At 42.7% G+C, this 21,568-nt stretch carries 25 protein-coding genes and 1 pseudogene; 13 read left to right on the forward strand and 13 right to left on the reverse strand.

Features of this window, described 5'->3' with window-relative positions; genetic code table 11:
* Positions 1 to 43 precede the first annotated feature (43 nt).
* Both IM475_RS06430 and IM475_RS06435 read left to right on the forward strand, forming a co-directional pair.
* Positions 44 to 1,315: a type IV pilus twitching motility protein PilT gene (locus IM475_RS06430; RefSeq protein WP_287727037.1), complete on the forward strand. Its 1,272-nt coding sequence runs from the start codon at positions 44 to 46 to the stop codon at positions 1,313 to 1,315.
* A gap of 90 nt (positions 1,316 to 1,405) precedes the next feature.
* Positions 1,406 to 2,152: a circadian clock KaiB family protein gene (locus tag IM475_RS06435; protein ID WP_287727038.1), complete on the forward strand. Its 747-nt coding sequence runs from the start codon at positions 1,406 to 1,408 to the stop codon at positions 2,150 to 2,152.
* Here IM475_RS06435 and IM475_RS06440 read toward each other — a convergent pair.
* Complete coding sequence (locus tag IM475_RS06440; protein ID WP_002803167.1) at positions 2,149 to 2,361, reverse strand: hypothetical protein; 213 nt, start codon at positions 2,359 to 2,361, stop codon at positions 2,149 to 2,151. The genes IM475_RS06435 and IM475_RS06440 overlap by 4 nt on opposite strands.
* Positions 2,362 to 2,432: 71 nt before the next feature.
* Between IM475_RS06440 and IM475_RS06445 the strand changes: the two genes are divergently transcribed.
* A complete protein-coding gene (locus tag IM475_RS06445; protein WP_287659442.1) occupies positions 2,433 to 4,094 on the forward strand; it encodes a M14 family metallopeptidase in 1,662 nt (553 codons plus the stop codon).
* Here IM475_RS06445 and IM475_RS06450 read toward each other — a convergent pair.
* From IM475_RS06450 to IM475_RS06460, 3 genes are all read right to left on the reverse strand, one after another.
* Entirely contained in the window at positions 4,089 to 4,556 is a 468-nt protein-coding gene (locus IM475_RS06450) for a retroviral-like aspartic protease family protein (RefSeq protein ID WP_287727039.1), read from the reverse strand. The genes IM475_RS06445 and IM475_RS06450 overlap by 6 nt on opposite strands.
* Positions 4,557 to 4,621: 65 nt before the next feature.
* On the reverse strand, positions 4,622 to 5,614 hold the full coding sequence (locus IM475_RS06455; RefSeq protein WP_287727040.1) for a pentapeptide repeat-containing protein: 993 nt from the start codon (positions 5,612 to 5,614) through the stop codon (positions 4,622 to 4,624).
* Positions 5,615 to 5,647: 33 nt separating this feature from the next.
* A complete protein-coding gene (locus IM475_RS06460; protein ID WP_287727041.1) occupies positions 5,648 to 6,835 on the reverse strand; it encodes a hypothetical protein in 1,188 nt (395 codons plus the stop codon).
* A gap of 332 nt (positions 6,836 to 7,167) precedes the next feature.
* Between IM475_RS06460 and IM475_RS06465 the strand changes: the two genes are divergently transcribed.
* On the forward strand, positions 7,168 to 7,965 hold the full coding sequence (locus IM475_RS06465; protein WP_287659450.1) for a glutathione S-transferase: 798 nt from the start codon (positions 7,168 to 7,170) through the stop codon (positions 7,963 to 7,965).
* Between the two features lie 146 nt (positions 7,966 to 8,111).
* Here IM475_RS06465 and nblR read toward each other — a convergent pair whose 3' ends face one another.
* On the reverse strand, positions 8,112 to 8,801 hold the full coding sequence (gene nblR, locus IM475_RS06470) for a response regulator transcription factor NblR (protein WP_287727042.1): 690 nt from the start codon (positions 8,799 to 8,801) through the stop codon (positions 8,112 to 8,114).
* A gap of 70 nt (positions 8,802 to 8,871) precedes the next feature.
* Positions 8,872 to 9,354 carry a hypothetical protein gene (locus IM475_RS06475; protein ID WP_287727043.1) on the reverse strand — a complete coding sequence of 161 codons (483 nt, stop codon included), beginning with the start codon at positions 9,352 to 9,354 and terminating at the stop codon, positions 8,872 to 8,874.
* A 184-nt stretch (positions 9,355 to 9,538) separates the two neighbouring features.
* Here IM475_RS06475 and IM475_RS06480 point away from each other — a divergent pair, with 184 nt between their 5' ends.
* Positions 9,539 to 10,912, forward strand: coding sequence for an HD domain-containing phosphohydrolase (locus tag IM475_RS06480; protein WP_149973544.1), 1,374 nt, complete (start codon positions 9,539 to 9,541; stop codon positions 10,910 to 10,912).
* A 2-nt stretch (positions 10,913 to 10,914) separates the two neighbouring features.
* On the opposite strand, the gene hpnH is transcribed toward IM475_RS06480, so the two are convergent.
* Positions 10,915 to 11,931 carry an adenosyl-hopene transferase HpnH gene (gene hpnH, locus IM475_RS06485; protein ID WP_287727044.1) on the reverse strand — a complete coding sequence of 339 codons (1,017 nt, stop codon included), beginning with the start codon at positions 11,929 to 11,931 and terminating at the stop codon, positions 10,915 to 10,917.
* A 131-nt stretch (positions 11,932 to 12,062) separates the two neighbouring features.
* Between hpnH and IM475_RS06490 the strand changes: the two genes are divergently transcribed.
* Positions 12,063 to 12,662, forward strand: coding sequence for a DUF1517 domain-containing protein (locus IM475_RS06490; RefSeq protein ID WP_287727045.1), 600 nt, complete (start codon positions 12,063 to 12,065; stop codon positions 12,660 to 12,662).
* A complete protein-coding gene (locus tag IM475_RS06495) occupies positions 12,619 to 13,551 on the forward strand; it encodes a hypothetical protein (protein WP_287727046.1) in 933 nt (310 codons plus the stop codon). Before IM475_RS06490 ends, IM475_RS06495 begins: the two co-directional genes overlap by 44 nt.
* A gap of 70 nt (positions 13,552 to 13,621) precedes the next feature.
* Here IM475_RS06495 and IM475_RS06500 read toward each other — a convergent pair whose 3' ends face one another.
* Positions 13,622 to 14,134 (reverse strand): phycobiliprotein lyase, encoded by a 513-nt coding sequence (locus IM475_RS06500; protein ID WP_287727047.1) that lies wholly within the window; start codon positions 14,132 to 14,134, stop codon positions 13,622 to 13,624.
* 61 nt (positions 14,135 to 14,195) lie between these two features.
* Positions 14,196 to 14,864: a HEAT repeat domain-containing protein gene (locus IM475_RS06505; protein WP_287670535.1), complete on the reverse strand. Its 669-nt coding sequence runs from the start codon at positions 14,862 to 14,864 to the stop codon at positions 14,196 to 14,198.
* A 511-nt stretch (positions 14,865 to 15,375) separates the two neighbouring features.
* Here IM475_RS06505 and IM475_RS06510 point away from each other — a divergent pair.
* Together IM475_RS06510 and IM475_RS06515 are read left to right on the forward strand one after the other, a co-directional pair.
* Positions 15,376 to 15,603, forward strand: coding sequence for a DUF2281 domain-containing protein (locus IM475_RS06510; protein ID WP_002734460.1), 228 nt, complete (start codon positions 15,376 to 15,378; stop codon positions 15,601 to 15,603).
* Positions 15,600 to 15,986 carry a type II toxin-antitoxin system VapC family toxin gene (locus tag IM475_RS06515; RefSeq protein ID WP_287727048.1) on the forward strand — a complete coding sequence of 129 codons (387 nt, stop codon included), beginning with the start codon at positions 15,600 to 15,602 and terminating at the stop codon, positions 15,984 to 15,986. Before IM475_RS06510 ends, IM475_RS06515 begins: the two co-directional genes overlap by 4 nt.
* Positions 15,987 to 16,245: 259 nt before the next feature.
* Here the strand turns inward: IM475_RS06515 and IM475_RS06520 are convergent, their stop codons facing one another.
* A complete protein-coding gene (locus IM475_RS06520; RefSeq protein ID WP_287727049.1) occupies positions 16,246 to 17,052 on the reverse strand; it encodes a creatininase family protein in 807 nt (268 codons plus the stop codon).
* Between the two features lie 552 nt (positions 17,053 to 17,604).
* Here IM475_RS06520 and IM475_RS06525 point away from each other — a divergent pair.
* On the forward strand, positions 17,605 to 17,889 hold the full coding sequence (locus IM475_RS06525) for a BrnT family toxin (RefSeq protein ID WP_287727050.1): 285 nt from the start codon (positions 17,605 to 17,607) through the stop codon (positions 17,887 to 17,889).
* Entirely contained in the window at positions 17,864 to 18,049 is a 186-nt protein-coding gene (locus IM475_RS06530) for a hypothetical protein (protein WP_287727051.1), read from the forward strand. Before IM475_RS06525 ends, IM475_RS06530 begins: the two co-directional genes overlap by 26 nt.
* Before the next feature lie 251 nt (positions 18,050 to 18,300).
* Here IM475_RS06530 and IM475_RS06535 read toward each other — a convergent pair whose 3' ends face one another.
* Positions 18,301 to 18,915: a DUF4339 domain-containing protein gene (locus IM475_RS06535; protein WP_004160520.1), complete on the reverse strand. Its 615-nt coding sequence runs from the start codon at positions 18,913 to 18,915 to the stop codon at positions 18,301 to 18,303.
* Between the two features lie 532 nt (positions 18,916 to 19,447).
* A pseudogene (locus IM475_RS23110) lies at positions 19,448 to 19,543 on the reverse strand (IS30 family transposase); the annotation flags it as partial.
* Positions 19,544 to 19,958: 415 nt separating this feature from the next.
* On the opposite strand from IM475_RS23110, the gene IM475_RS06545 reads away from it, so the two are divergent.
* Together IM475_RS06545 and IM475_RS06550 are read left to right on the forward strand one after the other, a co-directional pair.
* Entirely contained in the window at positions 19,959 to 20,597 is a 639-nt protein-coding gene (locus IM475_RS06545; RefSeq protein ID WP_287659483.1) for a TerC family protein, read from the forward strand.
* 138 nt (positions 20,598 to 20,735) lie between these two features.
* The gene (locus IM475_RS06550) at positions 20,736 to 20,975 is read left to right on the forward strand and encodes a hypothetical protein (protein ID WP_287659462.1); all 240 of its coding nucleotides are present in this window, start codon (positions 20,736 to 20,738) and stop codon (positions 20,973 to 20,975) included.
* Positions 20,976 to 21,052: 77 nt separating this feature from the next.
* Here IM475_RS06550 and IM475_RS06555 read toward each other — a convergent pair whose 3' ends face one another.
* Positions 21,053 to 21,451, reverse strand: coding sequence for a YidH family protein (locus IM475_RS06555; protein ID WP_287727052.1), 399 nt, complete (start codon positions 21,449 to 21,451; stop codon positions 21,053 to 21,055).
* Positions 21,452 to 21,568: the final 117 nt, after the last annotated feature.

The raw sequence follows: 21,568 nt of genomic DNA on the forward strand, positions 1-21,568 counted from the left end.
TTAGTACAATCGGGGAATAGTAAAGGAAAAACCCCTATTTCTCATGAGTCAAAATCCCAATTTTTCCTCGCGACCACTACAACCGCTGCCGGTTCCCTCCATCCCGATGCCTCCCTCGGAGTTAATCAAGGGAACCGCACCAGAGATAAATCAAGAAATGAGCCAACAGGTGGCGACACCGACCAAAAATGTGCGTAATATGCAGCAAAATGGTCAAATTTCACCTTCACGTCCTCCCCAAAGTCGCGCCTCCAATCAACCCACCTTAGAACATTTGGTTCGGTTTGCCTTTGATCGGGGTTATTCGGACGTTCACCTGGGAGTTGGAGAACAACCCCGGATGCGGGATCGTGGCGACATGATTATTCTCGACTATCCTGAAATTGACATCAACACTTTTTATAGTTGGTTACGCGAAATGCTCGGTGAAGAAGAAATCCTTCGCTTTAAAAAAGACCTAGAATTTGACGGTGCGACTCAGTACGAATTCGCTAGAGCGCGGATTAATATCTTTGAAAGTCTGCGCGGTCCGGGGATGGTTTTGCGTCTGATTCCCATGAAAATCCCCACTATGGAACAATTGCGCTTACCGATTGTCTTCCGGGATGTGTGCGATGTGCAGAAGGGATTGATTTTAATCACCGGTCCGACGGGTTCAGGGAAATCCACCACCCTAGCAGCCATGATCGATTACATCAATAAAGAACACCCCAAACATATTATCACCATCGAAGACCCGATCGAATTTGTCCATCAAAGTCGTCGCAGTTTGATCAAACAACGGGAAGTGGGAATACACACCCATGAGTTCGATAATGCCCTAAAAGCCTGTTTGCGGGAAGACCCAGATATTATTCTGGTGGGGGAGATGCGGGACAAAGCCACCGTTAATACTGCCCTGAAAGCTGCCCAAACCGGTCACTTAGTCCTGGGAACCCTGCACACCAACAGTGCTGTAAAAACCCTGGAGCGGATTTTAACTCTTTATAGCGCCGAGGAACGGGAATCGCCGCGGTTGGCGATCGCAGAATCTTTAGTTTGTATTATCTCGCAGGGTTTATGTCGCACCACCGACGGTAAACGGACCGCTTTTTACGATATTCTCGTCAATACAGAGGCCGTCAAGGATTACATTCGCAGCGGCAAAAATGACGAAATTGTTGAATTAATGAAAGACGGCGAATACCACGGCATGATTACCACTAATCAATCCCTGTTTAGCCTCTATCAAGAGGGACGGATTACCGATGAGGTCGCCATGGCCATGTCCCCAGTTCCCAATGAACTGGCGATGATGCTCCGGGGTAAAATCTAGAAAAACCCTGAAGGAAATTCTTCAGGGATCAAGAGTTTAGTAGGCTAGAAAAATAGAAGCTCCTACTTATTCTCTAGGGGAACCCCTCAAGTGACTACTTCCGCGATTGTGTTGCCCGATATTTTTAAAGGCATCGCCCTGTTTACCCCCGGGGGCGATCTAATTTACTGTATCGATCCTGATAAACAAACTCATTGGCATCTGAATCTCTGCGCTGCTCTCCAGTCCGCTTTAGGGTTGCCAGAACCCCCCCATTTTTTAGTTCCTAGTTTTACCGCTACCATCGATCGCTGGCGAGATCCCTACAGTCACCGTATTCATACTAGAGCCGAGGTCTATCCCCTTGTCCGTCGCTATCAGCCTTTATTAAATGCTATTTTCGCCACGGACGATCAAGCTTGGTTTACTGTACCTTGGCAGGAACAATCCTCTAATCCCACTATCTTAGAAACCTATCGTCAGCAGTTTCCCCAACTTTGGCAATCCCACGATCTGATTCTCCGTTATCAGGAGCTTCCCGCGGCTACTCCGGTGATTGGTGCTGACTCCGACTATACTAACCCTAGTCCCAAGGGTTATGTTTTGCGGTTATTTGTCTCCGGCAATAATGCCAATACTAAACACACCCTAGAATCGATCCATCAGCTTCTGGAACGAGAATTACACCATCCCTATACCCTGAAAGTGATCGATATCTCTAAACATCCAGAACAAGCAGAATCTAATCATGTCTCTGCTATTCCCACTTTAGTCCGGGTTTGGCCGCAACCGGTGAAACGCATCATCGGCGAATTTGAGGATTTACCGCGAGTATTGCAGATTATCGCCACCGCTTAGGGTTTAAAGACTTCTGACTCGATTCCTCGCCACCATTCGCCCAATTTCATTAAGTCTTGCTGAATATCATCCAATTCTTGGATGTATTCCTGTTGGGAAAGACTGGCACGACGTTCTTGCAGTTTTTTGAGACGCAATTGCACCAACAGCCAAGGCTTGGAAATACCGTGAGTTTCTTCAATATAGCGAGCGATATCTTGACTATCCATAGTTTTTTACTGTTATTATCCCATATTTTGTCAAATTAACCCAAGAATCCTTTTTTTAGTTGCAGAAGATTATGTTTGATTTTAGCCACTATTACCCCTACGCCGAATTAGTTTCTTTCCTGAAAAACCTAGCTTCATCCTATCCTAATTTAATTAGCCTCACCTCGATCGGTAAAAGCTACGAAAATCGAGATATCTGGTTAACTACCCTAACAAATCAAGCCACAGGCCCCTATTTAGAAAAACCTGCCTATTGGATCGATGCTAACACCCATGCGGGGGAAGTAACAGGCTCTGCCGTCGCTCTCTACACTATCTCTCATCTTTTGCGCCAATACGGTCATAATTCCCAAATTACCAGACTTCTTGACCATTACACTGTCTATATTTTGCCGCGATTAGCCGTGGATGGAGCGGAAAAATATCTCACTACTCCCTATCTGTTACGATCGAGTATTCGCCCCTATCCCCACACGGATGAGAAACCGGGGCTATATCCTGAAGATATTAACGGCGATGGTTTAATCCTACAAATGCGCCAAAAAGATACCTGTGGCGCTTGGAAAATTTCTGAACAAGATCCTCGCATTATGGTGCGTCGCGAACCAGAGGAATTTGAAGGAACTTTTTACACTTTGCTCACCGAAGGTTTAATCCGCGATTACGATGGCTATAATTTTACCACTGCCCCCACCCTAGAAGGCCTGGATTTTAACCGCAATTATCCCGTTTATTGGGTTCCTGAAGGGGAACAACAGGGGGCTGGAGATTTTCCCTTTTCGGAGCCAGAAACCCGTGCAGAAGCGGAATTTTGGGCAAATAACACCAATATTAATGGCTTCGTTACCTATCATACCTATTCAGCAGTGATGTTGCGTCCCTATAGCACCCATCCCGATGAATATTTCCCCGTGGAAGACTTAGAAATGTATAAATATATTGCTGATAAGGGAAAAGCAATGACTGGTTATGAATGCGTTTCTGTCTATCACGATTTTCGTTATCATCCCAAAGAAGTGACTAACGGTGCCATGGATGATTACGGTTACGATCATTTTGGTTGGTATGGTTTTACGGTAGAGCTATGGGATGCACCCACCCAAGCGGGAGTGAAAAAAGATGATTATGTTCAATGGTTTCGCTGGCATCCTTTTGAAGATGAATTGAAGTTACAGCGTTGGAATGATGAGAATTTAGCGGGAAAGGGTTTTATTAATTGGCAAAGTTTTCATCATCCCCAATTGGGAGAGGTGGAAATTGGCGGTTGGGACTTTAAAAATGTCTGGCAAAATGCCCCAGAAAAGTATTTACCGGATTTATGTGAGAAACAATGTCAGTTTACTATTGCCCATGCTTTAATGTCACCTCTTTTAGCTATCTCTCGTCTTGATCTTAAGTCGGAGGGCAATGGTATTTATCATCTGGTTTTACAGTTAGAAAATCAGGGATTCTTACCCACTTATACCAGCAAAAAAGCACTGGAAAGAAAGATAGTTCGTCCCATTCAAGTCAAGTTAAATTTAGCCGATGAGGTGAGTTTAATAGTGGGAAAATTAGATCAAGAAATCGGTCACTTAGAAGGACGATCAAATAAAGTATATAGTAGTCTTGCTCACGGTTTAGATTATCGCCGTACGGTGGAATGGGTGATTAAGGGAGTTTCTGGTCAAGAAATCGAGATTATCGCTATAGCTGAAAGAGCAGGAACAGTCAGACAAAAAGTGATTTTATAGAGCTATTTTGTTCGATAAAATTGTGAAATAAGTATCCTTGGATTCTGTGGGTAAAACTCGCAATTTTTGGCTGCGAAGATCCGGTTCTAATCCCAAAGCTTCTAAAGGAATTACTCCTAATAAATTGTTTTGACCTCCGGGTAATTCCAAACATTCAAAAGTCCCTTCTCGTCCCGCAATAATCAAGGTAGCATCGCGAAAAATTCTCGCTTTTCCTATCCCTTTAGCCGTAGCCACATCTACTTCTTTTAAAAGCTGTAAACCCAAGCGGGAGACTACTTCCGGCACTAGACAAAGAGTAGTTGCCCCCGTATCCACCAAGACATTTTCTAGGGTAAGAGAGCGAATTTGTTCCGGCGCGATCATACCATACTCCGCACGAATTTGATCGGCGCGATTGATCACTGTAATGGTGGTGTAGATTTTGCCCAGATCTTCTGCAATAACTGCTGGCTCAACCATAAGATTACCCTCAATTCTACCCCTAATTATACCAGAATAATTGCCAACAACACTGTCTAGTAATTTTAATTATTAATCCGGCCATCAGGCATAATTGCACCGCGGAAGTTAACTCCCATCAGATTAGCACTCATTAACTCAGCACGAGTTAGATTAGCATTACTTAAATCGGCACCGGTGAGATTTGCTCTGGCAAAGAAAGCATCGACTAAATCCGCTTCCCTGAGATTAACTCCTGAAAGATTAGCCCTTCTTAAGTCAGCATGATTCATTCTTGCCGCTTGAAAATTAGCTTGACTAAGATTAGCTCGATCGAGTTTTATTTGAGCCATAATTGTACTATGAAAATTTGCACCCATTGCCTCCGTATCGCTCATTTTTGACCGCACTAAATTGGCTCCCGCTAGATTTGCCCCCACTAAACGCGCCCCGACTAAATTGGCATCAGTGAGTAAAGCACCTTGGAGATTAGCATTAGTTAAATCCGCGTTTCTGAGGTCAACATCACACAAATTAGCCTCCTTTAAATTGGCTCCTACTAGATTAGCTCGCACCAGATTAACCCCTTTCATATTAGCCCCTTGCAGGTCGGCGCGATAGAGATTAGCCGCTTGTAAATTAGTGTTACAATTTTTATTTTGCCGACGCATATTTGTTCCCCGCAAACAAGCACCAGTGAGGTTAGCACTACTTAAATCAGCCCCGCGTAAATCCGCCCCGCTCAAGTTAGCATCAAGTAGAATAGCTAGGGTTATATCAGTATCACGAAGATTAGCCCCTTGTAGCATCGCTCCGTGTAAATTGGCACTGCGTAAATCTGCCCCATTTAAGTCAGCTTGGTTGAGACTAGCACCGCTTAAATTAGCTGTCACAAGATTAGCTTGAGCGAGATTAGCCCGGTTAAGATAGGTAAAGAGAAGATTGGATCCGTGTAGATCTGCTTCATTTAAAACAATGCCAATTAAGTCAGCACCAACTAAATTAACTCTAGGTAATTTTAAGCCACTAAATTGAGTTTCTCCCGCGGCATAACGTGCAATTAATTCGTTGGGTTTCATAGGTAGAATATCCAGATAAATTGGGGTAAAAAATTAGAGAATTCTTTGTAAAGCTTGCAACAGAATACCGGCGGTTTGAACATTAGCATCCTTATCCATTTGGTTGTGAGCAATATTGTATAGTTGAATTTCGATATCCTTGAGAGATTTCCCGCTTTGGATGAGTTGTTGTAGTAAATCTTCTAGGGTATAACTTCGCAGGGTTAACCAATCTTGACTGCTCTGATCCCAAGGATAAAATAGGAGCGAGAAAATTAATATTTTGGCTCGTAAAGGATTAGCATAATGCAAAATTTCTAAACGAATTTCAAAGGGGTCGTAGGCAGGAATTTGTGGGGAATTACTGGGGTTATTGTTTAAGAAAGCTGGCTCGGCAAAGGGCAATTCCATTCTCGAAGAGGCAAAATCCACAGGTTTACTTCTAGTTCTAGAGGAGGAGAAAGATGCAGTTTTAGCCGAAGAATCACAATCATCATCTAGATGAACCATTTGATCGTTAAAGATTTCACTTTTTGACTCATTATCCTCTTCTTTGTAATCGTTATTAGTATTGTAGAGAGGCTCTAGCTGGGTAAGAATAATATCGGCTAGGGCTAGGTAGAGAGCTTTTTTATTAATATTTTCGGCAATTTGGTTGAGAGTTTGTCGCAAGCTTAAAAAATCAGGATTGTTTTGCCGAAGTTCTAAAACAATATTTTTTAAGCCATAATTATTAATCACTGATCGATCATTTTCCCAACGATTTTTACAGGCGGCAAACATTAATTTTTGAATTCTCTCTGTCTCTAGATGATTTTCTAGGCTACTAACCACCTGTCTTAAGGAATTATCTTCCTCGTTGTTGACAGCATTATTAACAGCAGTAAACCTAGGGTTAACTGCTGGTTCTAATGGTGATAATTGGGTGTCATAGGCGGCAGCAATACCACTATATAATTTACTGATTTGCTCAATAATAACCGTGGCTACTCCCGCATAAACTTCAGGACGATTTAGGCTTTTAACTAACTTATAAACAGAAAAAGTTAATTGTTCCTTACTGGTTTTGAGTTGCACTAACTCCTTCACCAAGTCTTCCATAGCCACACCGTCTAAAATATTAGGATCATTTTCCCAATATTTTTTACAGATACAAAAGATTAATTTCTTGATCCGTAATTTTTCTTCGTGGCTGTCGAGATAGCGAACTACCTCATTAAAAACGTCCATGGATAATTGCATAGTAACCTCTGATCCGAGAAAGGAGTTAGCCCTCGCACCCCTACTATAGCGGTATGCTATTGGCCTCTCGCAAGTTAGCTTATAGGAATATATTATGTTATTCCCAGCTTTTGGAGCTTGAAAATATCCTAACCTAAAAGCGTGGAGCTATTGAGTTCGGTTTGCTACATCTGGTCCCTAAAATTAGCAAAAGATTATTTTTTCGCCTTTCTCGTTTTTAGTACAAATGTTCGAGCAAAATCGGAGTAAAGTCTTTAAGTTTAGGCGATCGATGCCCGATAGGGTTAGAGTAATCAGGGAGAAACTGATTTATCGAGAGGCCATATCATCCTATGCTAGAACTCTACCAATTTGAATTATCTGCCTATTGTGAGAAAGTCCGTCTCATCCTCGACTATAAAGGACTTGCCTATAAAAAAAGGGACGTGGTGCCTGGAGTGGGACAATTAGAATTATTCCGTCTTTCCGGACAGCGCCAGGTTCCCGTCCTCAAGGATGGTGATACTTATATCGCCGACTCGACGGAGATTGCTTTTTATCTCGATCGCAAGTATCCTGAAAAACCAATTATCCCCACAGATCCCCTACAACGGGGTCAATGTTTATTAATCGAAGAATGGGCCGATGAATCCCTGGGATTAAAAGGAAGAACCGCTTTTCTCGGCGCTTTTGCCCAAAATCAAAACTTTCGTACCGCTTTTTTACCCCGGGAAACTCCCGATTTTATGCGCTTGTTGCTGGGTTCCTTGCCGGGGGAATTAATTGATATTTTGGGGACGGGTGTAGGTCTGGGAAAAGATGCTATCAATACCGCGAAAAAAGGGCTACAACAGGACTTAGAAGCTTTAAACCTCATTTTAGCCAATCGTCCCTATTTAGTCGGGGATCAGCCTACTTTAGCCGATTTAGCCGTGGCGGGATTAAGTGTACTGCTTCAGTTTCCCCAGGGTTCCTATCTCAACTTACCCAGGGAATTGCAAGGCAAGGGAATCCCGGGGTTAGCCGATAATAGCGCCTATGAGGGCTTTTTTGTCTGGCGCGACCGTCTTTATAGTCAATACCGTCAAACTATTACCCCTGGCAATTCTACCCCTCCTATAGATTCCCCCACCTCCATCCAGATCGAATAGCAGAGCTTGACTAGGCTGGTGGGGTGTGGGAATTATGAATTATGAATTATGAATTATGAATTAGGGAGTGGGGAGCACCGGAGTGGGGAGAATAAATAAAATAATCTCCTGTCGACCGACTCCTAACTCCTTAGTCCTGACTCCTGTTAAGATTCGCGTAAAACGTAGCCGACACCGCGCACGGTATGAATGAGGCGTTTTTGACCACCAGCCTCCATCTTCAGGCGTAAATAGCGAATATATACCTCAATAACGTTTGATTCTCCTCGAAATTCGTCTCCCCAGACATTTTCGAGAATTTGATCCCTTGATAATACTTCTTTCGGGTGAATCATCAGGTAGCGCAGCAGTTCAAATTCCTTCATCGTCAACTCAATATTTTTGTTTTTATAGGAGAGACGACGAGTGGCTAAATCTAATACTAAGTCACCGAAGCGCAATTGTTCGGGGATAGTTTCCAGAGGTTGCAGGTAAAAACGGATTAATTTGAGAAAAGATGGCGAATTATAGGGTTTGAGAAAATAATCGTCGGCTCCCGCTTCCAAACAGGCGAGACGTTCTTCTAGGGTTTCTTGAGATACTAACAAAATAATATAAACGCAACTTCCCTGGGAACGTAAACGACGACAAAAAGTCACACCCGCTTCCCCCGCCAGGAAGCGATCGAGTATAATCATCGCTGGCTGCCAACTTTGCACTTCTGGAAAAGCGATATCAATGCTAGGCACAATCAGGGGACGATAACCTGCTTCTTTCAAGTCCGCACTGGCTAGTTTAGCGATATTCTCCTCAATTCCCACCAAGAGAATCGAAGAACTCAGAACTGATGTACTCATGAGTCGGCAGCGGTAAAGAAATAGGAAAGATAGGGAGGAGACTAGCCAATTATACTTAATTGATTCTCGCCTAACCGATTTGAGATAAAAAAGTTAACGCTGTGGTGCGTTGGACAAAATTACCATTGACAGACCAACCAATAACTCGATCGGGGGACGACCAGAGGCTAAGATGGTCTACAGGGGGATCCGCATAAAAATTTTCTTGACCGCTACCCAATAAACAGGAACTCCAATGGGTAAAATAATCGTGACTAAGGCGATAAATGGGAAAATTACCGATTAATGGCACTCCCCACCCGTCCAGAGCAATTAAAGCTCGAATTTTCACCCCTTGAGCTTGCCAATAATAGGCTAAAGCGATCGCATTTACCACCCCCGCACTAAACCCAATTAAGGTTAGGTCTTCTCCCGGTGAAAAAGCTTCATTTAAGCAAGAAAAAGGAGAAATAATAATATAGGGACGTAATTTGACCGATTTGCTCCCCAGATGTCCTAAAAAATCCTCGGTCAATCTAGAATCATGAAAACCCGTACAAATCACTAAGGTCATAAAATTAAGTAAAAAGCTATGAGGAGACAGTAATCAGTTATCAGTCATCAGTTTTTTCTCCCTGCTCCCCTGCTCCCCTACTCCGTCTCCCCACTTCATAATTCACAATTCATAATTCATAATTCCCGCTCCCCACTTCATAATTCATAATTCATAATTCCCACTTCCCCTAATCTTGCCACTTATGACCGTAGAATCCAGTTTACAACAGTTAAAAAGAGCTTCATCGGGACGATTACCCAGCAGTTACGGGGTCTATTTTAAGAATACCCTGGTGGCTCTCTGTCATGCTCTTGAAGATCATATCTTGCAAACTAGCAGCCCTGATAGTACAAATAAACCACTTGTCTTAGTCACCTTTCAACAGGGTAAATGGTATTTACAGGAGGCCGAGCGCTATTTAGATATGGCTCGCTCTTCTCGTCATATTGCGATCGCTGCCGTAGCCGATAGTGGTTTTTCTGAGCATAAAACCGGCAGTTTAGAGAATGTTTCGCTAGTGAACTTAGATAATAGCGATAGTTTGGTTAATGAGTGGAATTTAATCATTCTTTCCCCCGATTACGCCTCCATGGTACTCTGTCATGAGTTATCCCCGGAAGAATACCGGTCCGATAGTCAACCCCAAATAGACACGGAGCGAAAATTCTACGGTTTATGGACATTCGATCGCGATTTAGTCGAAAAAGCCGCTACGATCTTAATTGAGCGTCTGCATCCTTATAATCCCAGTCTAGCGGCCGATTTAAGCAGACAACAGCAGGAAATTAGTCAAAATATTAATCCCATTCCCACGGATTTAACGGGAGTAGTCTCTCGCATTGTCACCTATCTGCAAACCAGTCAACAGCAGTTAGTCACCGTCAGCAGACAAACACGAGAATTAAGCGACTTAGAAGGACAAGCATCCCGTTTAAATAAAAATTTAGCCGCGAATAAACTGCAAGCTTTTCTCAGAATGGCTCAAAAAGTCGATGAAAGAGATATTGATAATCCCCTTGCTTCCCTACAGGTGGCCGCTTTAGCGGAAATGTTGGGACAATTGCTCGATTTACCCACCCTAAGATTACGACGCTTACGATTAGCAGGTTTATTATACCGCATCGGTCTAGCGGAGGCTCCGATCGAAGTTTTTAGACAGCGTGCCAGTCAGTTAGAGGGAGCAAATGCGTTATTTTGGCGGGATCGATCGGTGTTAGGCGCACAATTACTCGCCACTATGCCCGAATTAGCCCCAATTCAACAGATTATTTACCATGAGTTTGAATACTGGGATGGTAGCGGGGTTCCCAACGGCTTAAAAGGGGAAGAAATCAGCCTAGAGTCGCGAATTTTAGGATTATCAGCCTATTTTCAGGAATTAACTCAACCGCGAGGCGACCGACTAGCTCTAGATTTAGGAGAGGCCCTAGAGCGCTGTCAAAATTATAGCGGGATTCGTTTCGATCCCGCTTTGGTAGAAAAATTAAGTTCGGTAATTCGTCTGTGCGAAATGGGGTGGATGCAATTACCCGATCGCCCTAGTCAAGTCCCCGCCGTCTGGTTAGAATCAGTTTAGGATTAGACTCCGATTAAACTCTGCATGGCACGTCCCATATTAGCCGGTTTAAAAGCTGCCATGGCCGCGGTCGGTTCATAGCCGCAATGTACCATACAATCGGCACATTGCGGATTGCCACTGGCCCGACCGTAGTTATCCCAATTGGTTTCTTCTAAAAGTTCCCGAAAGCTTTTGTAATGACCTTCGTTAAGCAGATAACAGGGTTTTTGCCATCCTAAAAGACTATAGCTGGGACTACCCCAAGGGCTGCATTCATAGTCCTGTTCACCGATGAGAAAATCGAGAAAGAGAGGATTATGGTTAAAATTCCACTTTTTCTGCCCTGATTTCCAGGGTGAGAGAATTTCTCGGAATAAAGCTCTGGTTTGCTCCCGTTTTAAGAAACTATCTTGATCTGGGGCCCACTCATAACTGTAGCCGGGGGAAATCATCATGCCATCGATGCCCAAAGTAGCGAGAAAATCGAAAAATTCCTGCATTTCTCGCGGATCTGTGCCTTCAAAAACCGTGGTATTAGTAGTAACCCGAAAACCTCTCGCTTTCGCCGCTTTAATCCCTTGTACTGCCTTATCGAATACTCCCTCTCGATCCACACAGCGATCGTGATGTGCTTTTAACCCGTCCAGATGGACACTAAAGGTAAGATAGGGGGAAGGAGTAAATTTATCCAGGCTTTTCTCCAATAACAGAGCATTGGTACAGAGATAGACAAATTTTTTTCTGTCCACTAACCCCTTGACAATTTCATCAATTTGTGGGTGTAAAAGCGGCTCGCCCCCGGGGATGGAAACCACGGGAACCCCACATTCTTCCACCGCTGCGAAACATTCTGCTGGGGTGAGATGATTGCGGAGGATTTCTGGGGGATGTTGAATCTTACCGCAGCCAGTACAGGCTAAATTACAGCGAAATAGGGGTTCTAGCATTAAAACTAAGGGAAAACGCTTTTTTCCCGCTAGACGCTGTTTCAAGATATAAGAAGCAACCACTAAAGCTTGTTGCAGTTGGACAGCCATTTGCTCACACCAATAGGATTCTAAGTCATTATAGACTGTTAACAGGACATCAAGGCATAGAAGCCTAGAAAATGGCAAAATAAATAAAAGCTGATGGCTTTTTTCCTGTTTACTTGATTATCGGATAGATTATGAGTTCTTTAGGTGATCGCTTCAAGAAATTTGCGGGTAGAACTCGCTATGTGGTCTGTCGCTTATTTTTGCATCTCTACGGACAAGAAGTCGCACCCCTGATCGGTATCCTTAATCGTACTGGCCGGGAGGCGATCGATTCCGAAGGCGATTTAGAGGTCATGGGGGAGGGTTTAGTAGAAATTTGTCAAAATCTGCTGCAGATGAACCTCTATTGGTTTTCTGTGGCTAATGAGGGCGATGTTTTTTGGCATGAGGGGGAAGCGGGAGACTACGTTAACGAACTGTTTACCGATTCCGCGGCCAGATACCTAAGTGAATCGGTGTCTCTGGAAGTGGGGGAAAAGGAACCCTTAACTTTACCCGTCACCGATAACTTAGTTGTTATGATCACAATAGCCTTCGAGGGTGAGAGTGCTGCTTTAGAAACTAGCCTAGCCGATCGAGAGGCCCTGGAAGATGGTTTAAAATCAATAATTAACCTCCACTACCAAGGTCGGCTGCGTGCGATTCAGGTACATTTTTCTCCTGCTCAATTGGGAGATGAATTGACCAATGAGCAACTATTACTCAATTTCCCGGAATTGCTGCCTTTATAGTCTTAATTTTGCCCTTATGCTGCGCCAAGTAACGACAATCCTTTTAATTCTTACCCTTTGTTGCACAACGGTGGCCTGCGGTTCGTCGTCAAATCAAACTCAGTCACCGTCAGCTAATAACAGTAGTGTAAGACAAGAATCCAATCAGGTTAGTAGCGGTCGCTACGAGGTGCAACAAGCTACCTACGATGACGGAGATGGCACTTATACCTTAATGCTGTTAAACACCCCTGGGGGGACTTCTCCCCTCTTTCGCACCACTAACCTGCAAATGGCTAGATTAAGCGATGAAGCTATCGCTAAAGGGGAAAAAACCGCAGTAGAAATCAACGGTGATCAGGCTACCCTGTACATGACCGAAGATTTTAAAATCGAGTATGTCCATAATGTCACGGAAGTGCGGAACAATCCTCAAACCGGACAACAGGAAACCGTGGTGATTCGGCAAGAATCGAGTTTTTGGAGTCCTTTTTTCGGTGCTGTTGCTGGTCAAGCTTTGGGTAGTTTGCTCTTTCGTCCTCAATATTACGTTCCTCCCCTCTATACTCCGGGGGGTGTGATGACCGGTTTTGGTGGTTACGGTTCCACCTATAATCAGGCAGTGGATCAATACCGGACTAAACATAATAGTCCACCTCCGGCGGTCAAAAATCGGCAAACTCTCCGTTCTACCGGCAATTTACGTCGTTATCCTAGCAATACTACCTCTAGTCCCAATCGCAGCAGCACAACCACCACAAAACCCAGTGGTTCCGGTTATGGTTCCAGTACCCTGAAGAATTCGGGTAAATCTGATAATGTCAAACGTTCTCCTAGTTTCGGTTCCTCTGGTTCTCGTCGTACCCCTAGTCGCAGTGGTTTCGGCAGCAGCAGACGCGGCCGACGTTAGGAGGATTTGACTGGAGTGGTGGAAGATTAACCCTGTCTTCCCCACCTCAGACATTGGGGATGGCAGCTACTTAAGAAGCAACCATTTTGCGAATTTCCGAGTAGAAAACCGTCTGGCGATCGCCATTGGCCGACTGGATAATACTGGTACGCAATCTCAGATTAGGACTAGCAAACCAGATTCTTTCCTCGATACGATGGTGATTATCCTCGATGGTTAAAGTTAAAGCTTGATCGCTTCTGAGATGATATTCTCCCAGTGCTGCCGATTTACCGTCCGATGTGATGAATTTTCCTTGCCAAGAATTCTCTGAGGGCAGCCAAACTAAATAGCTAGAACCGATTTTTTTCGGTTGTCCATAGTCCACAGAATTATCCCAAGTCGCTTTCCATCCCCCCAGACTGGCCTGGGACTGACAGTTATTTCCTAAACATAGTTGCACCACATCGGCAGCATCGGCAGCCAGCAAATCGATGGTGATTTCTGCTTTATTATTGGCAACTTTTTGGGCAGCTAATTGATAACTGGTACGCTGGGAAAACCATTTCCCCGCACAGAGATTAATAAATTCTTGAATGTCCATGAATGGCTGTAGGCAAAGATCGATCGCTCTGGAAGAATAGATTATTTATTCTATCCTATCCCTAGACGTTGGCCAATTTTTGCAAGGATAAACGGGCCGCTTCGCGCACTTGTGGGTGTTCGTCTTTGACCAAAAATTTTAAGGCTGCGATCGTTTTTTCCGCCGGAAGCTGGCCTAAAGCTTCCGCTAATCGCTGCCGGATTAACCAGTCATCGGAGTTAACAAAGGTTAAAAGCTTCTCGACGGTTTCCACTGCTTTGATTTCACCAAGGGCAGCAATAGCGGCCTGTTGAATAACCGCTTCGTTACTATCGAGGGCCGATAATAACACCTGTTTAGCCCGAATATCGCCCAAATTGCCCAAAGCGACGGCGGCACTAAAGCGGACTAACCATTGCGTGTCTTCGTAAAAAGCCCTCTGTAGGGGTTCAAAAGCGCGAATATCTTCTAAATAACCTAAAGCTCCCGCAGCATCGGCGCGAATGCCATAATCGGCATCATTGGCTAACAAATCTACTAGGATAGGAAAGCATTCCTCGGTTTGTTTGACTCCCAAAGCAAAGACAGCCATCGATCGCACCGGCAGCATTTCATCATAAAGGACTTTTTTGATCAAGGGTACAGCCTCCTCCGGGGCGACTTCTCGCAGGGATGCCAAGGCCAGCAGACGATCTTTAGAGTTGCTGCTTTCTAACTGGAGGGCAATGCTTTCTATATCAGGCTTACTCATTTTTGTCAATCACTTGTAATATTTCTTTAATTCTAACGCAATTGTTTCTAAGTCAGCAGCCTTAGGGGACTGAAACAGCTAATTTCTGTCTGTTACAGTGTTTCTCATAAAGATGAAGTGTAATCTAATTTGGTATGGAAGACCGACTGCCGAAAACGAAAACTTCGTACCTGCTCATTAAGATAACTGCTCTAACTAATATCCTTAACAATAGGATTAATTTAGCTTAAACCTCCTGTAAAAGTAAGTTTTCGAGGTGCTATCGGCTCAAAATATCGAAAACCTCAGATAAATTTGACATAATCTTGGGTTTTATGGACAGAATAGTTGTCTCTTGTCTTTTTTCTCCTCCTGTAAACCGTCTCGGAGTCTCCTCACGGAAGATTTTTGATTTTTGCAGGAACTCTCTTAAACAAGTTGGGGAAGTGGTTCTACAAAAATTAACTTTATTTATGTTTAAAATGCTATCATGAAGCTTGCATCGTAGATTTCAGTAGATATTGAGAAAACCATGACTATTTCTGGCAATAAAATTACAGAAAGCATTATTAACAAGCTACAGGAAATTCCTCTAGATAAACAAAAACAAATCTTAGAATATGTAGAAGCTCTCACGGAGGAAAAGGAGCCGTTATCTTCCCCTAAAAAACGAGTCTTTGGGTTGCATCAGGGAAAAATTTGGATGAGTGATGATTTCAATCAACCCTTACCCGATAACTTCTGGAATTTTGACTCATGAATATTCTCTTAGATAGTCATACTTTAATCTGGTTTTCCCAGAATTCTCCTCAGCTTTCCTCATCAGCAATTGAGATACTAGAAGATAGAAATAATCTTCTTTTCTTGAGTTTGGTCAGCGTCTGGGAAATACAGATCAAGGTACAGTTAGGCAAATTAAATTTAGATATTTCTCTCTCGGAAATAGTTAAAGATCAAACTAAAATTAATGATGTGCAGATTTTACCCATGAAATTATCTCATATTTGGACATTAGACACCTTACCTTATTATCACAAAGATCCCTTTGATCGTTTATTAATTTCTCAAGCAATTACAGAAAACTTAATTATCCTAGGCGTTGATTCTGTTTTCGATTCTTATCCCGTACAAAAAATATGGTAAAAAATGTCGTTTTTTTTCTTTTTGTTACCGTTTACAAAATTTCTAAACACTCAAGGATAAAACTCACGATTGAGATTAATAATTATGCTAAAAACTACCCCTGTCTGGTTAAAATTTCCTCTATTGATGTTAATATAAAATAGTGATCAAATTCCCGAATCAAAGGATAAGAGAGATGGAGTTTGATCCTTGCTAATAAAATTAGCAATAGACGGTTTAAATGCAGTACAGCTTATTAACAATTCTGATTAATCTTCTATTAGTATAACTTCGGTTGACGGAATCGATAAACATCAATGATCGCCTGTACCCAACCATTAGCAACGGATTCTAATAATCGATCGCCTTTTTCTTTACTTGCATTAGTAGCATCTCCCATCACTCCACTTTTAGTTAATTCCTTAGTTAACCAAGCAAAGGGTAATTTTCCTTCCATAGTTAATAAACTATTTTCTGGCAAACCTTGGGGATATTCTCGGACAGCGCGCTCAATTTTTACCTGTTCTGGCAGTAATGATAACATCATGCTAGTTTCCACATCTCCTGCATGAATACCGTATTCTAATTCATATCCCGAGAATAATTCAGCTGCATTGTGGGGAACTCGCCAAGTGAAAAAAGGAAATACTAAAAAATCGGGATATTGTTGATGAATATCCCTAGCGGCAATTTCCATAACTTGCGGTTGTCCGCCGTGGGAGTTCATTAATACTAACTTACGAAAACCTGAACGATAGAGACTTTCAGCTATTTCTTGAATGAGGGTTAATAAGGTTGTTGCCGAGAGGGTAATCGTGCCGGGGAAAGACCAATGTTCGTTAGATTTTCCGTAGTAGAGACAGGGTAAAGCAAAGGCGGGAACATTTGTATTTAATTTCTCGAAAGCTTTGCCTAAAACCCCTAAACTAATGGCAGCATCGACGGCAATAGGGAGATGGGGGCCGTGTTGTTCGATCGCACCGATGGGTTGAATAATTACCACATTTTCCTTATCTGGCATTGAATCTATATCGGTCCAAGTAAGATAGGGAAAATAACGATGAGGGGGAATAAAACCGTGCATCATAATTTTATTGGGGGTGGGGGATTATGGTTAGGGGAAAAATAACGGTTTATTTGGTAATTTTACCACTAATTCTTGGCAAGGTTGCCAATCATCTTCATCGGTAATGGCTGGCCAAACCGAATCCATCTAGCAACAAAACCTGTTTCATTAATTATAATATGCAATATCGTCGGGCAAAAACACCAGGGGCGACTTGTTTTTTTACCCTTGTTACTGAGCATCTTTAAGCCTTTTCTTTAAGTATTATTGTTAATGTAGCTTATTAAGATCAGCGATCTGCTACGCAGTGCCTTCAGCATCGCACTTAGACTCACAGTTTCAATCAATGTGCAGGGTGCGTTCCCCAAAATCGATCGGTGGAAGGGAACGCACCCTACAAGAACGGCGATCGCACTTGATTTAAGGTTGGTTCTGTCTCAAGTGTCAAAGTAGTCATGCCATGTATCGAGTAATGTTGTTTGATGTTCTATGACCAGCCTATCAATTTGATTCAACTCATGTTCTTTAAAGCCTATGTTAAAATCATAGTGGTTAGGCTTATCAACTCCGCCTATGGATGAAAGCTTTGAATGGGATGAAGATAAAAATCGTTTAAACCAACAGAAACACGATGTTTCCTTTGAATTAGCCCAATACGCATTTTTTGACCCCAAAAGAGTTATCGTACAAGATCTGGCTCACAGTCAAGAAGAAAATCGATTTTACTGTATGGGGCAAGTCGATGAAGGAATTATCACAGTACGCTTTACTTACCTGGAAGGAAAAGTTAGAATTTTTGGAGCTGGTTATTGGCGAAAAGGACGTAAACTATATGAACAGCAAAATAACTTATACTGATGAACCAATGGAACTGGGACAAGTCGTTAAAGATTTTTTACCGCCTCCAGACCAGTTAGTTCCTAAAGGTAAAACCAAAACTACTCAAGTAACATTAGAATTAACAGAAGAAAGTGTAACCTTCTTTAAATCTCAAGCTGCCCGAAAGCAAATTACTTAGGAAAAAATAATCGAATTACTGGTGGAACAATATGCTCATGAATGTATATCTGATGGTTAAACGCTTCATAAGAGTATTGTCTAACCGACATTATAGCTAACTTGAAAAAGGTGCGTTACACGCGCGTTTTCGCACCCTACAAAATCGGCATCGCACTTAAACTCACAGTTTCAATCAATGTGCATGGTGCGTTCCCAAAAATCGATCGGTGGAGCAGTAGGATCCAGATTAGGGGACGCACCCTACGGCAACTAAAAATGGTTAAAAAGTTGTTTTTCAGCTTGTAAGGGATCTTTTATATTTAATTGATGTCTTGCCTTTTCTATAAGTTCTTGGGTTTTGTATGCACCGAAAATCATATTTGCCAATAATGCTAAACTGAACCACCACCAGGTTGGAAATATAGTATTCATTATAGACAAGATTAGTACACTAATTGCTTGATTGCGAGGTTCATCACCTTCTAATTTAGTTTTTGTAACACTAATTATACCTCCAATGAAGGGAATCAAAAGCCAAAATAGCCAGTGCGCCCATATTCTAGCTTTTGCTGCATAGAGCAGCTTTATTCTAGCATCCTCTTGAGAGGCAGGTGCTGGGGAATAAGGACTTGTTGTTTCAACTCTTTCTTTTTGAACATTTCTATAAGTAGTCGGAAACGGGGGAGGTAATTCGCGTGGAATGGGTGGAGGTGCATCCTCTGGTAGAATATCGTTTAATTCAGTTTGGCTCAGGGGTTGCCATTCTTTCATACCTTTTTTCCAAACTAAAGTATTTTCATTAATATCACCTTGATTGGCTAAAGATTCCATCTCTTCAAGACTGAAACTTCCTCTTTTTTGATTGTCTTCTATAAAGTACCACATAACTTTTGAACCTATCTACTAATAGTCTGTTTGGATGATAAAAAAACCAAAATTATTCACTGCATTTTAAAAATGATATTGGGCTTTGTTCTCCTAATAACAGTAAACTTATCGCCATTAATTGCGAAACCTTAATGGATATAGCCTCGTTAAGTTACTCCTGAATTTCTGTCTAACTACATATTATAGGTCAACTCTCTGTATAACACTCTTCAGAGTAACGATATGGGTCAACTTTCTGTATATCACTCCATTTAGGCGCAATCGCCAGAACTTTTCCCTATATCACGCCCAAAAGCGTGTTAGCCAGATGAGCTTACTGCAAACAATCTCCTTTAAGGAGACTTATCACAGAAGCTTTCCGGGATTCTGGCAAAGATTCTTATATCTGACTGCACTTTGTCACAAAATTTCACTATTATTTCGACACTCTTAATAGTTGGAGAGGAAACATTGATCCCCAAGTCTGGTCAATTTTTGTCCAACGCATTTCAGGAAGTGACCTGAATAAGTAGCTAGACATGGCCAATTTCTCATTTGGGGTACGATAGTCAAGGCATTTTCGAGGACGATTGTTAATTAAGTTTAAGGCTCTTTCTACCTCCTCTGGCTTAACGATTTTCAAATTCGGGTGGTGATTCGGTAGTAGTGATGGAGGCTTAATCCTTTGCTTTGCTCTGCATTGTAGTCATGGATAAAATACCAAACAGTTCCCCAACGGCTCTTCTCGACTTTGTGTGATAATTTTTGCTTATGGAATCGTGAAATACTTATCAGACAAGACTTTTAGCGCTATTTTGCGGATATTCTATCAGTATAGACCTCGTTTCCACACAGAAACCAGAAGAGCCATTATTTTTATTAATAAATATTTTACACACTTCATACCAGATGAGCAAGAGGGCTACGCCACTACTACCAAATCATTACCTGGCCAAGAACCGTAGAAGGATTAATCTGTCTCAACACAGTAATAGGAGTGAAAAGCTAATTTATGTCCCCTCAAAATCGCTGAAAATCTCTCTCTAACCACTTGCGGCACTATTCTCACCCTGGCAGTCTTAGAAACCATTCTATCGGCCGATAATGCCGTCGCCCTGGCCGCTTTGGTGCGAGAACTTCCCGACCCCAGACAAGAACGCCAAGCTTTAAACTGGGGATTAGCTGGGGCATTTGTCTTGAGAGTTGCCATGTTAGTCAGTGCCAGTTGGACAGTTAAATTCTGGCAGGTGGAGGTACTGGGCGCTATTTATCTGATCTGGTTAGCGGGTAAGCATTTTTGGCAGAAATTTCGCAATATAGAGACAGAAGACCAAAATTTTGACCCTAATTTCGGAATAGAATCTTTGGGTTCTGTTATTGTTCTGATTGCTTTTACGGATCTGGCTTTTTCTCTTGATAGTATGACAACAGCGATCGCCCTAGCCGATCGATTCTGGATTCTCCTGACTGGTGGTATTTTGGGAATGTTAGCCCTAGGATTTTTGACCGGTTTATTTGTTAAGTGGTTAGCTGAGTTTGTTTACCTACAAGATGCGGCCTATCTGACGGTTTTAGCGGTAGGGGGAAGATTGTTATTAAAAGCTTGTCAACCAACCTATTTACCGCCAGAGTGGATGGTATTGATGATGGTGGCGGTCTCGTTAAGTTGGGGCTTTTCTAGGCCTGTTGTGGTGGAATAGTTCTGGCAGCAAGGGATTTTCTCAATTTTTTAGGAGCGTGTCAATCGTTATACTCCGGGACGACGGGCGACTGTGACATAATTTGTGACTAGGTACGGTAAGAGTCGCTAGTGAACCCCGTTAGCCTTGGAGACTTCCTTGCTAGACACCATTTCCACCCTATCCCCAAAACTAACAGCGCTCGAAACCACGGGAAATCCTCTCCCGAAAGTTGCCACTTGTTCCTCTACCTGTCGTTACTGTCGGTTTTATAAGTTTCAGGGGAGAGGAAATGGCTATTGTCAGCGCTTGGGAGTCCCTGTTCACAGTCATTGGCGCGCTTGTCCTTTAATTTGTCCACCTTTTGCCCCTTCTTGGGAAAGGTCGGAAAATGGGTAATTCTAAGTAGTTATCTGGATTTTACCACCTGTATCGAGCAATTTTCTCCCCATCCCGCTCCGTCCGAGGATGGGGTTTTAATCGAAACCGATGCTTTCCACTCCACCGCTATCGGGACTGGTCGCGACAAAATAGAGAATTCCCGACCCGAGACAAGCGATCGCTATACTAAAGCAAATAATCCAGACTTGAGCGGGTTCGTAGCTATTACTATCGATCGCTCGCCGGATGAGAAAATACCGGCGCGTGGCGATGACAACGGTTAATAATCCCACCATAGCGAAGACAAAACCCAACAACCACCCCAATCCTATTACTGTAGAAGATGCCGTTCGTAAACGCAAAATGACCAGACCAAAACCCATCAAAGCGATCGAGGCACGCATCCAAGACAGATAGGTGCGTTCGTTGGCCGAATGATCTCGCCAGTAATCGGGGTTAAATTTCTGCCCTGTCTTTTGGGATTTAAACAGCATAGAGGAGTTCCTCGCAGTGAAGTTCAATAAAATCAAGTATTCTTTCTTCTGGTTTTAATAAATTGTTTTTATCATCTAGTTTTTCGCTTATCTTTAACCAATTCAAGGGACTTGAGC

It is taken from the genome of Microcystis sp. M061S2, assembly GCF_020245605.1.
Classification (GTDB): domain Bacteria; phylum Cyanobacteriota; class Cyanobacteriia; order Cyanobacteriales; family Microcystaceae; genus Microcystis.

What these genes read in the sequence shown, in the direction of transcription:
- IM475_RS06430 (WP_287727037.1), top strand. Translation starts at nt 44, where the DNA reads ATGAGTCAAAATCCCAATTTTTCCTCGCGACCACTACAACCGCTGCCG.
- IM475_RS06440 (WP_002803167.1), bottom strand. Translation starts at nt 2,361, where the DNA reads ATGGATAGTCAAGATATCGCTCGCTATATTGAAGAAACTCACGGTATT.
- IM475_RS06445 (WP_287659442.1), top strand. Translation starts at nt 2,433, where the DNA reads ATGTTTGATTTTAGCCACTATTACCCCTACGCCGAATTAGTTTCTTTC.
- IM475_RS06450 (WP_287727039.1), bottom strand. Translation starts at nt 4,556, where the DNA reads ATGGTTGAGCCAGCAGTTATTGCAGAAGATCTGGGCAAAATCTACACC.
- IM475_RS06455 (WP_287727040.1), bottom strand. Translation starts at nt 5,614, where the DNA reads ATGAAACCCAACGAATTAATTGCACGTTATGCCGCGGGAGAAACTCAA.
- IM475_RS06460 (WP_287727041.1), bottom strand. Translation starts at nt 6,835, where the DNA reads ATGCAATTATCCATGGACGTTTTTAATGAGGTAGTTCGCTATCTCGAC.
- IM475_RS06465 (WP_287659450.1), top strand. Translation starts at nt 7,168, where the DNA reads ATGCTAGAACTCTACCAATTTGAATTATCTGCCTATTGTGAGAAAGTC.
- nblR (WP_287727042.1), bottom strand. Translation starts at nt 8,801, where the DNA reads ATGAGTACATCAGTTCTGAGTTCTTCGATTCTCTTGGTGGGAATTGAG.
- IM475_RS06475 (WP_287727043.1), bottom strand. Translation starts at nt 9,354, where the DNA reads ATGACCTTAGTGATTTGTACGGGTTTTCATGATTCTAGATTGACCGAG.
- IM475_RS06480 (WP_149973544.1), top strand. Translation starts at nt 9,539, where the DNA reads ATGACCGTAGAATCCAGTTTACAACAGTTAAAAAGAGCTTCATCGGGA.
- hpnH (WP_287727044.1), bottom strand. Translation starts at nt 11,931, where the DNA reads ATGGCTGTCCAACTGCAACAAGCTTTAGTGGTTGCTTCTTATATCTTG.
- IM475_RS06490 (WP_287727045.1), top strand. Translation starts at nt 12,063, where the DNA reads ATGAGTTCTTTAGGTGATCGCTTCAAGAAATTTGCGGGTAGAACTCGC.
- IM475_RS06495 (WP_287727046.1), top strand. Translation starts at nt 12,619, where the DNA reads ATGAGCAACTATTACTCAATTTCCCGGAATTGCTGCCTTTATAGTCTT.
- IM475_RS06500 (WP_287727047.1), bottom strand. Translation starts at nt 14,134, where the DNA reads ATGGACATTCAAGAATTTATTAATCTCTGTGCGGGGAAATGGTTTTCC.
- IM475_RS06505 (WP_287670535.1), bottom strand. Translation starts at nt 14,864, where the DNA reads ATGAGTAAGCCTGATATAGAAAGCATTGCCCTCCAGTTAGAAAGCAGC.
- IM475_RS06510 (WP_002734460.1), top strand. Translation starts at nt 15,376, where the DNA reads ATGACTATTTCTGGCAATAAAATTACAGAAAGCATTATTAACAAGCTA.
- IM475_RS06515 (WP_287727048.1), top strand. Translation starts at nt 15,600, where the DNA reads ATGAATATTCTCTTAGATAGTCATACTTTAATCTGGTTTTCCCAGAAT.
- IM475_RS06520 (WP_287727049.1), bottom strand. Translation starts at nt 17,052, where the DNA reads ATGATGCACGGTTTTATTCCCCCTCATCGTTATTTTCCCTATCTTACT.
- IM475_RS06525 (WP_287727050.1), top strand. Translation starts at nt 17,605, where the DNA reads ATGGATGAAAGCTTTGAATGGGATGAAGATAAAAATCGTTTAAACCAA.
- IM475_RS06530 (WP_287727051.1), top strand. Translation starts at nt 17,864, where the DNA reads ATGAACAGCAAAATAACTTATACTGATGAACCAATGGAACTGGGACAA.
- IM475_RS06535 (WP_004160520.1), bottom strand. Translation starts at nt 18,915, where the DNA reads ATGTGGTACTTTATAGAAGACAATCAAAAAAGAGGAAGTTTCAGTCTT.
- IM475_RS06555 (WP_287727052.1), bottom strand. Translation starts at nt 21,451, where the DNA reads ATGCTGTTTAAATCCCAAAAGACAGGGCAGAAATTTAACCCCGATTAC.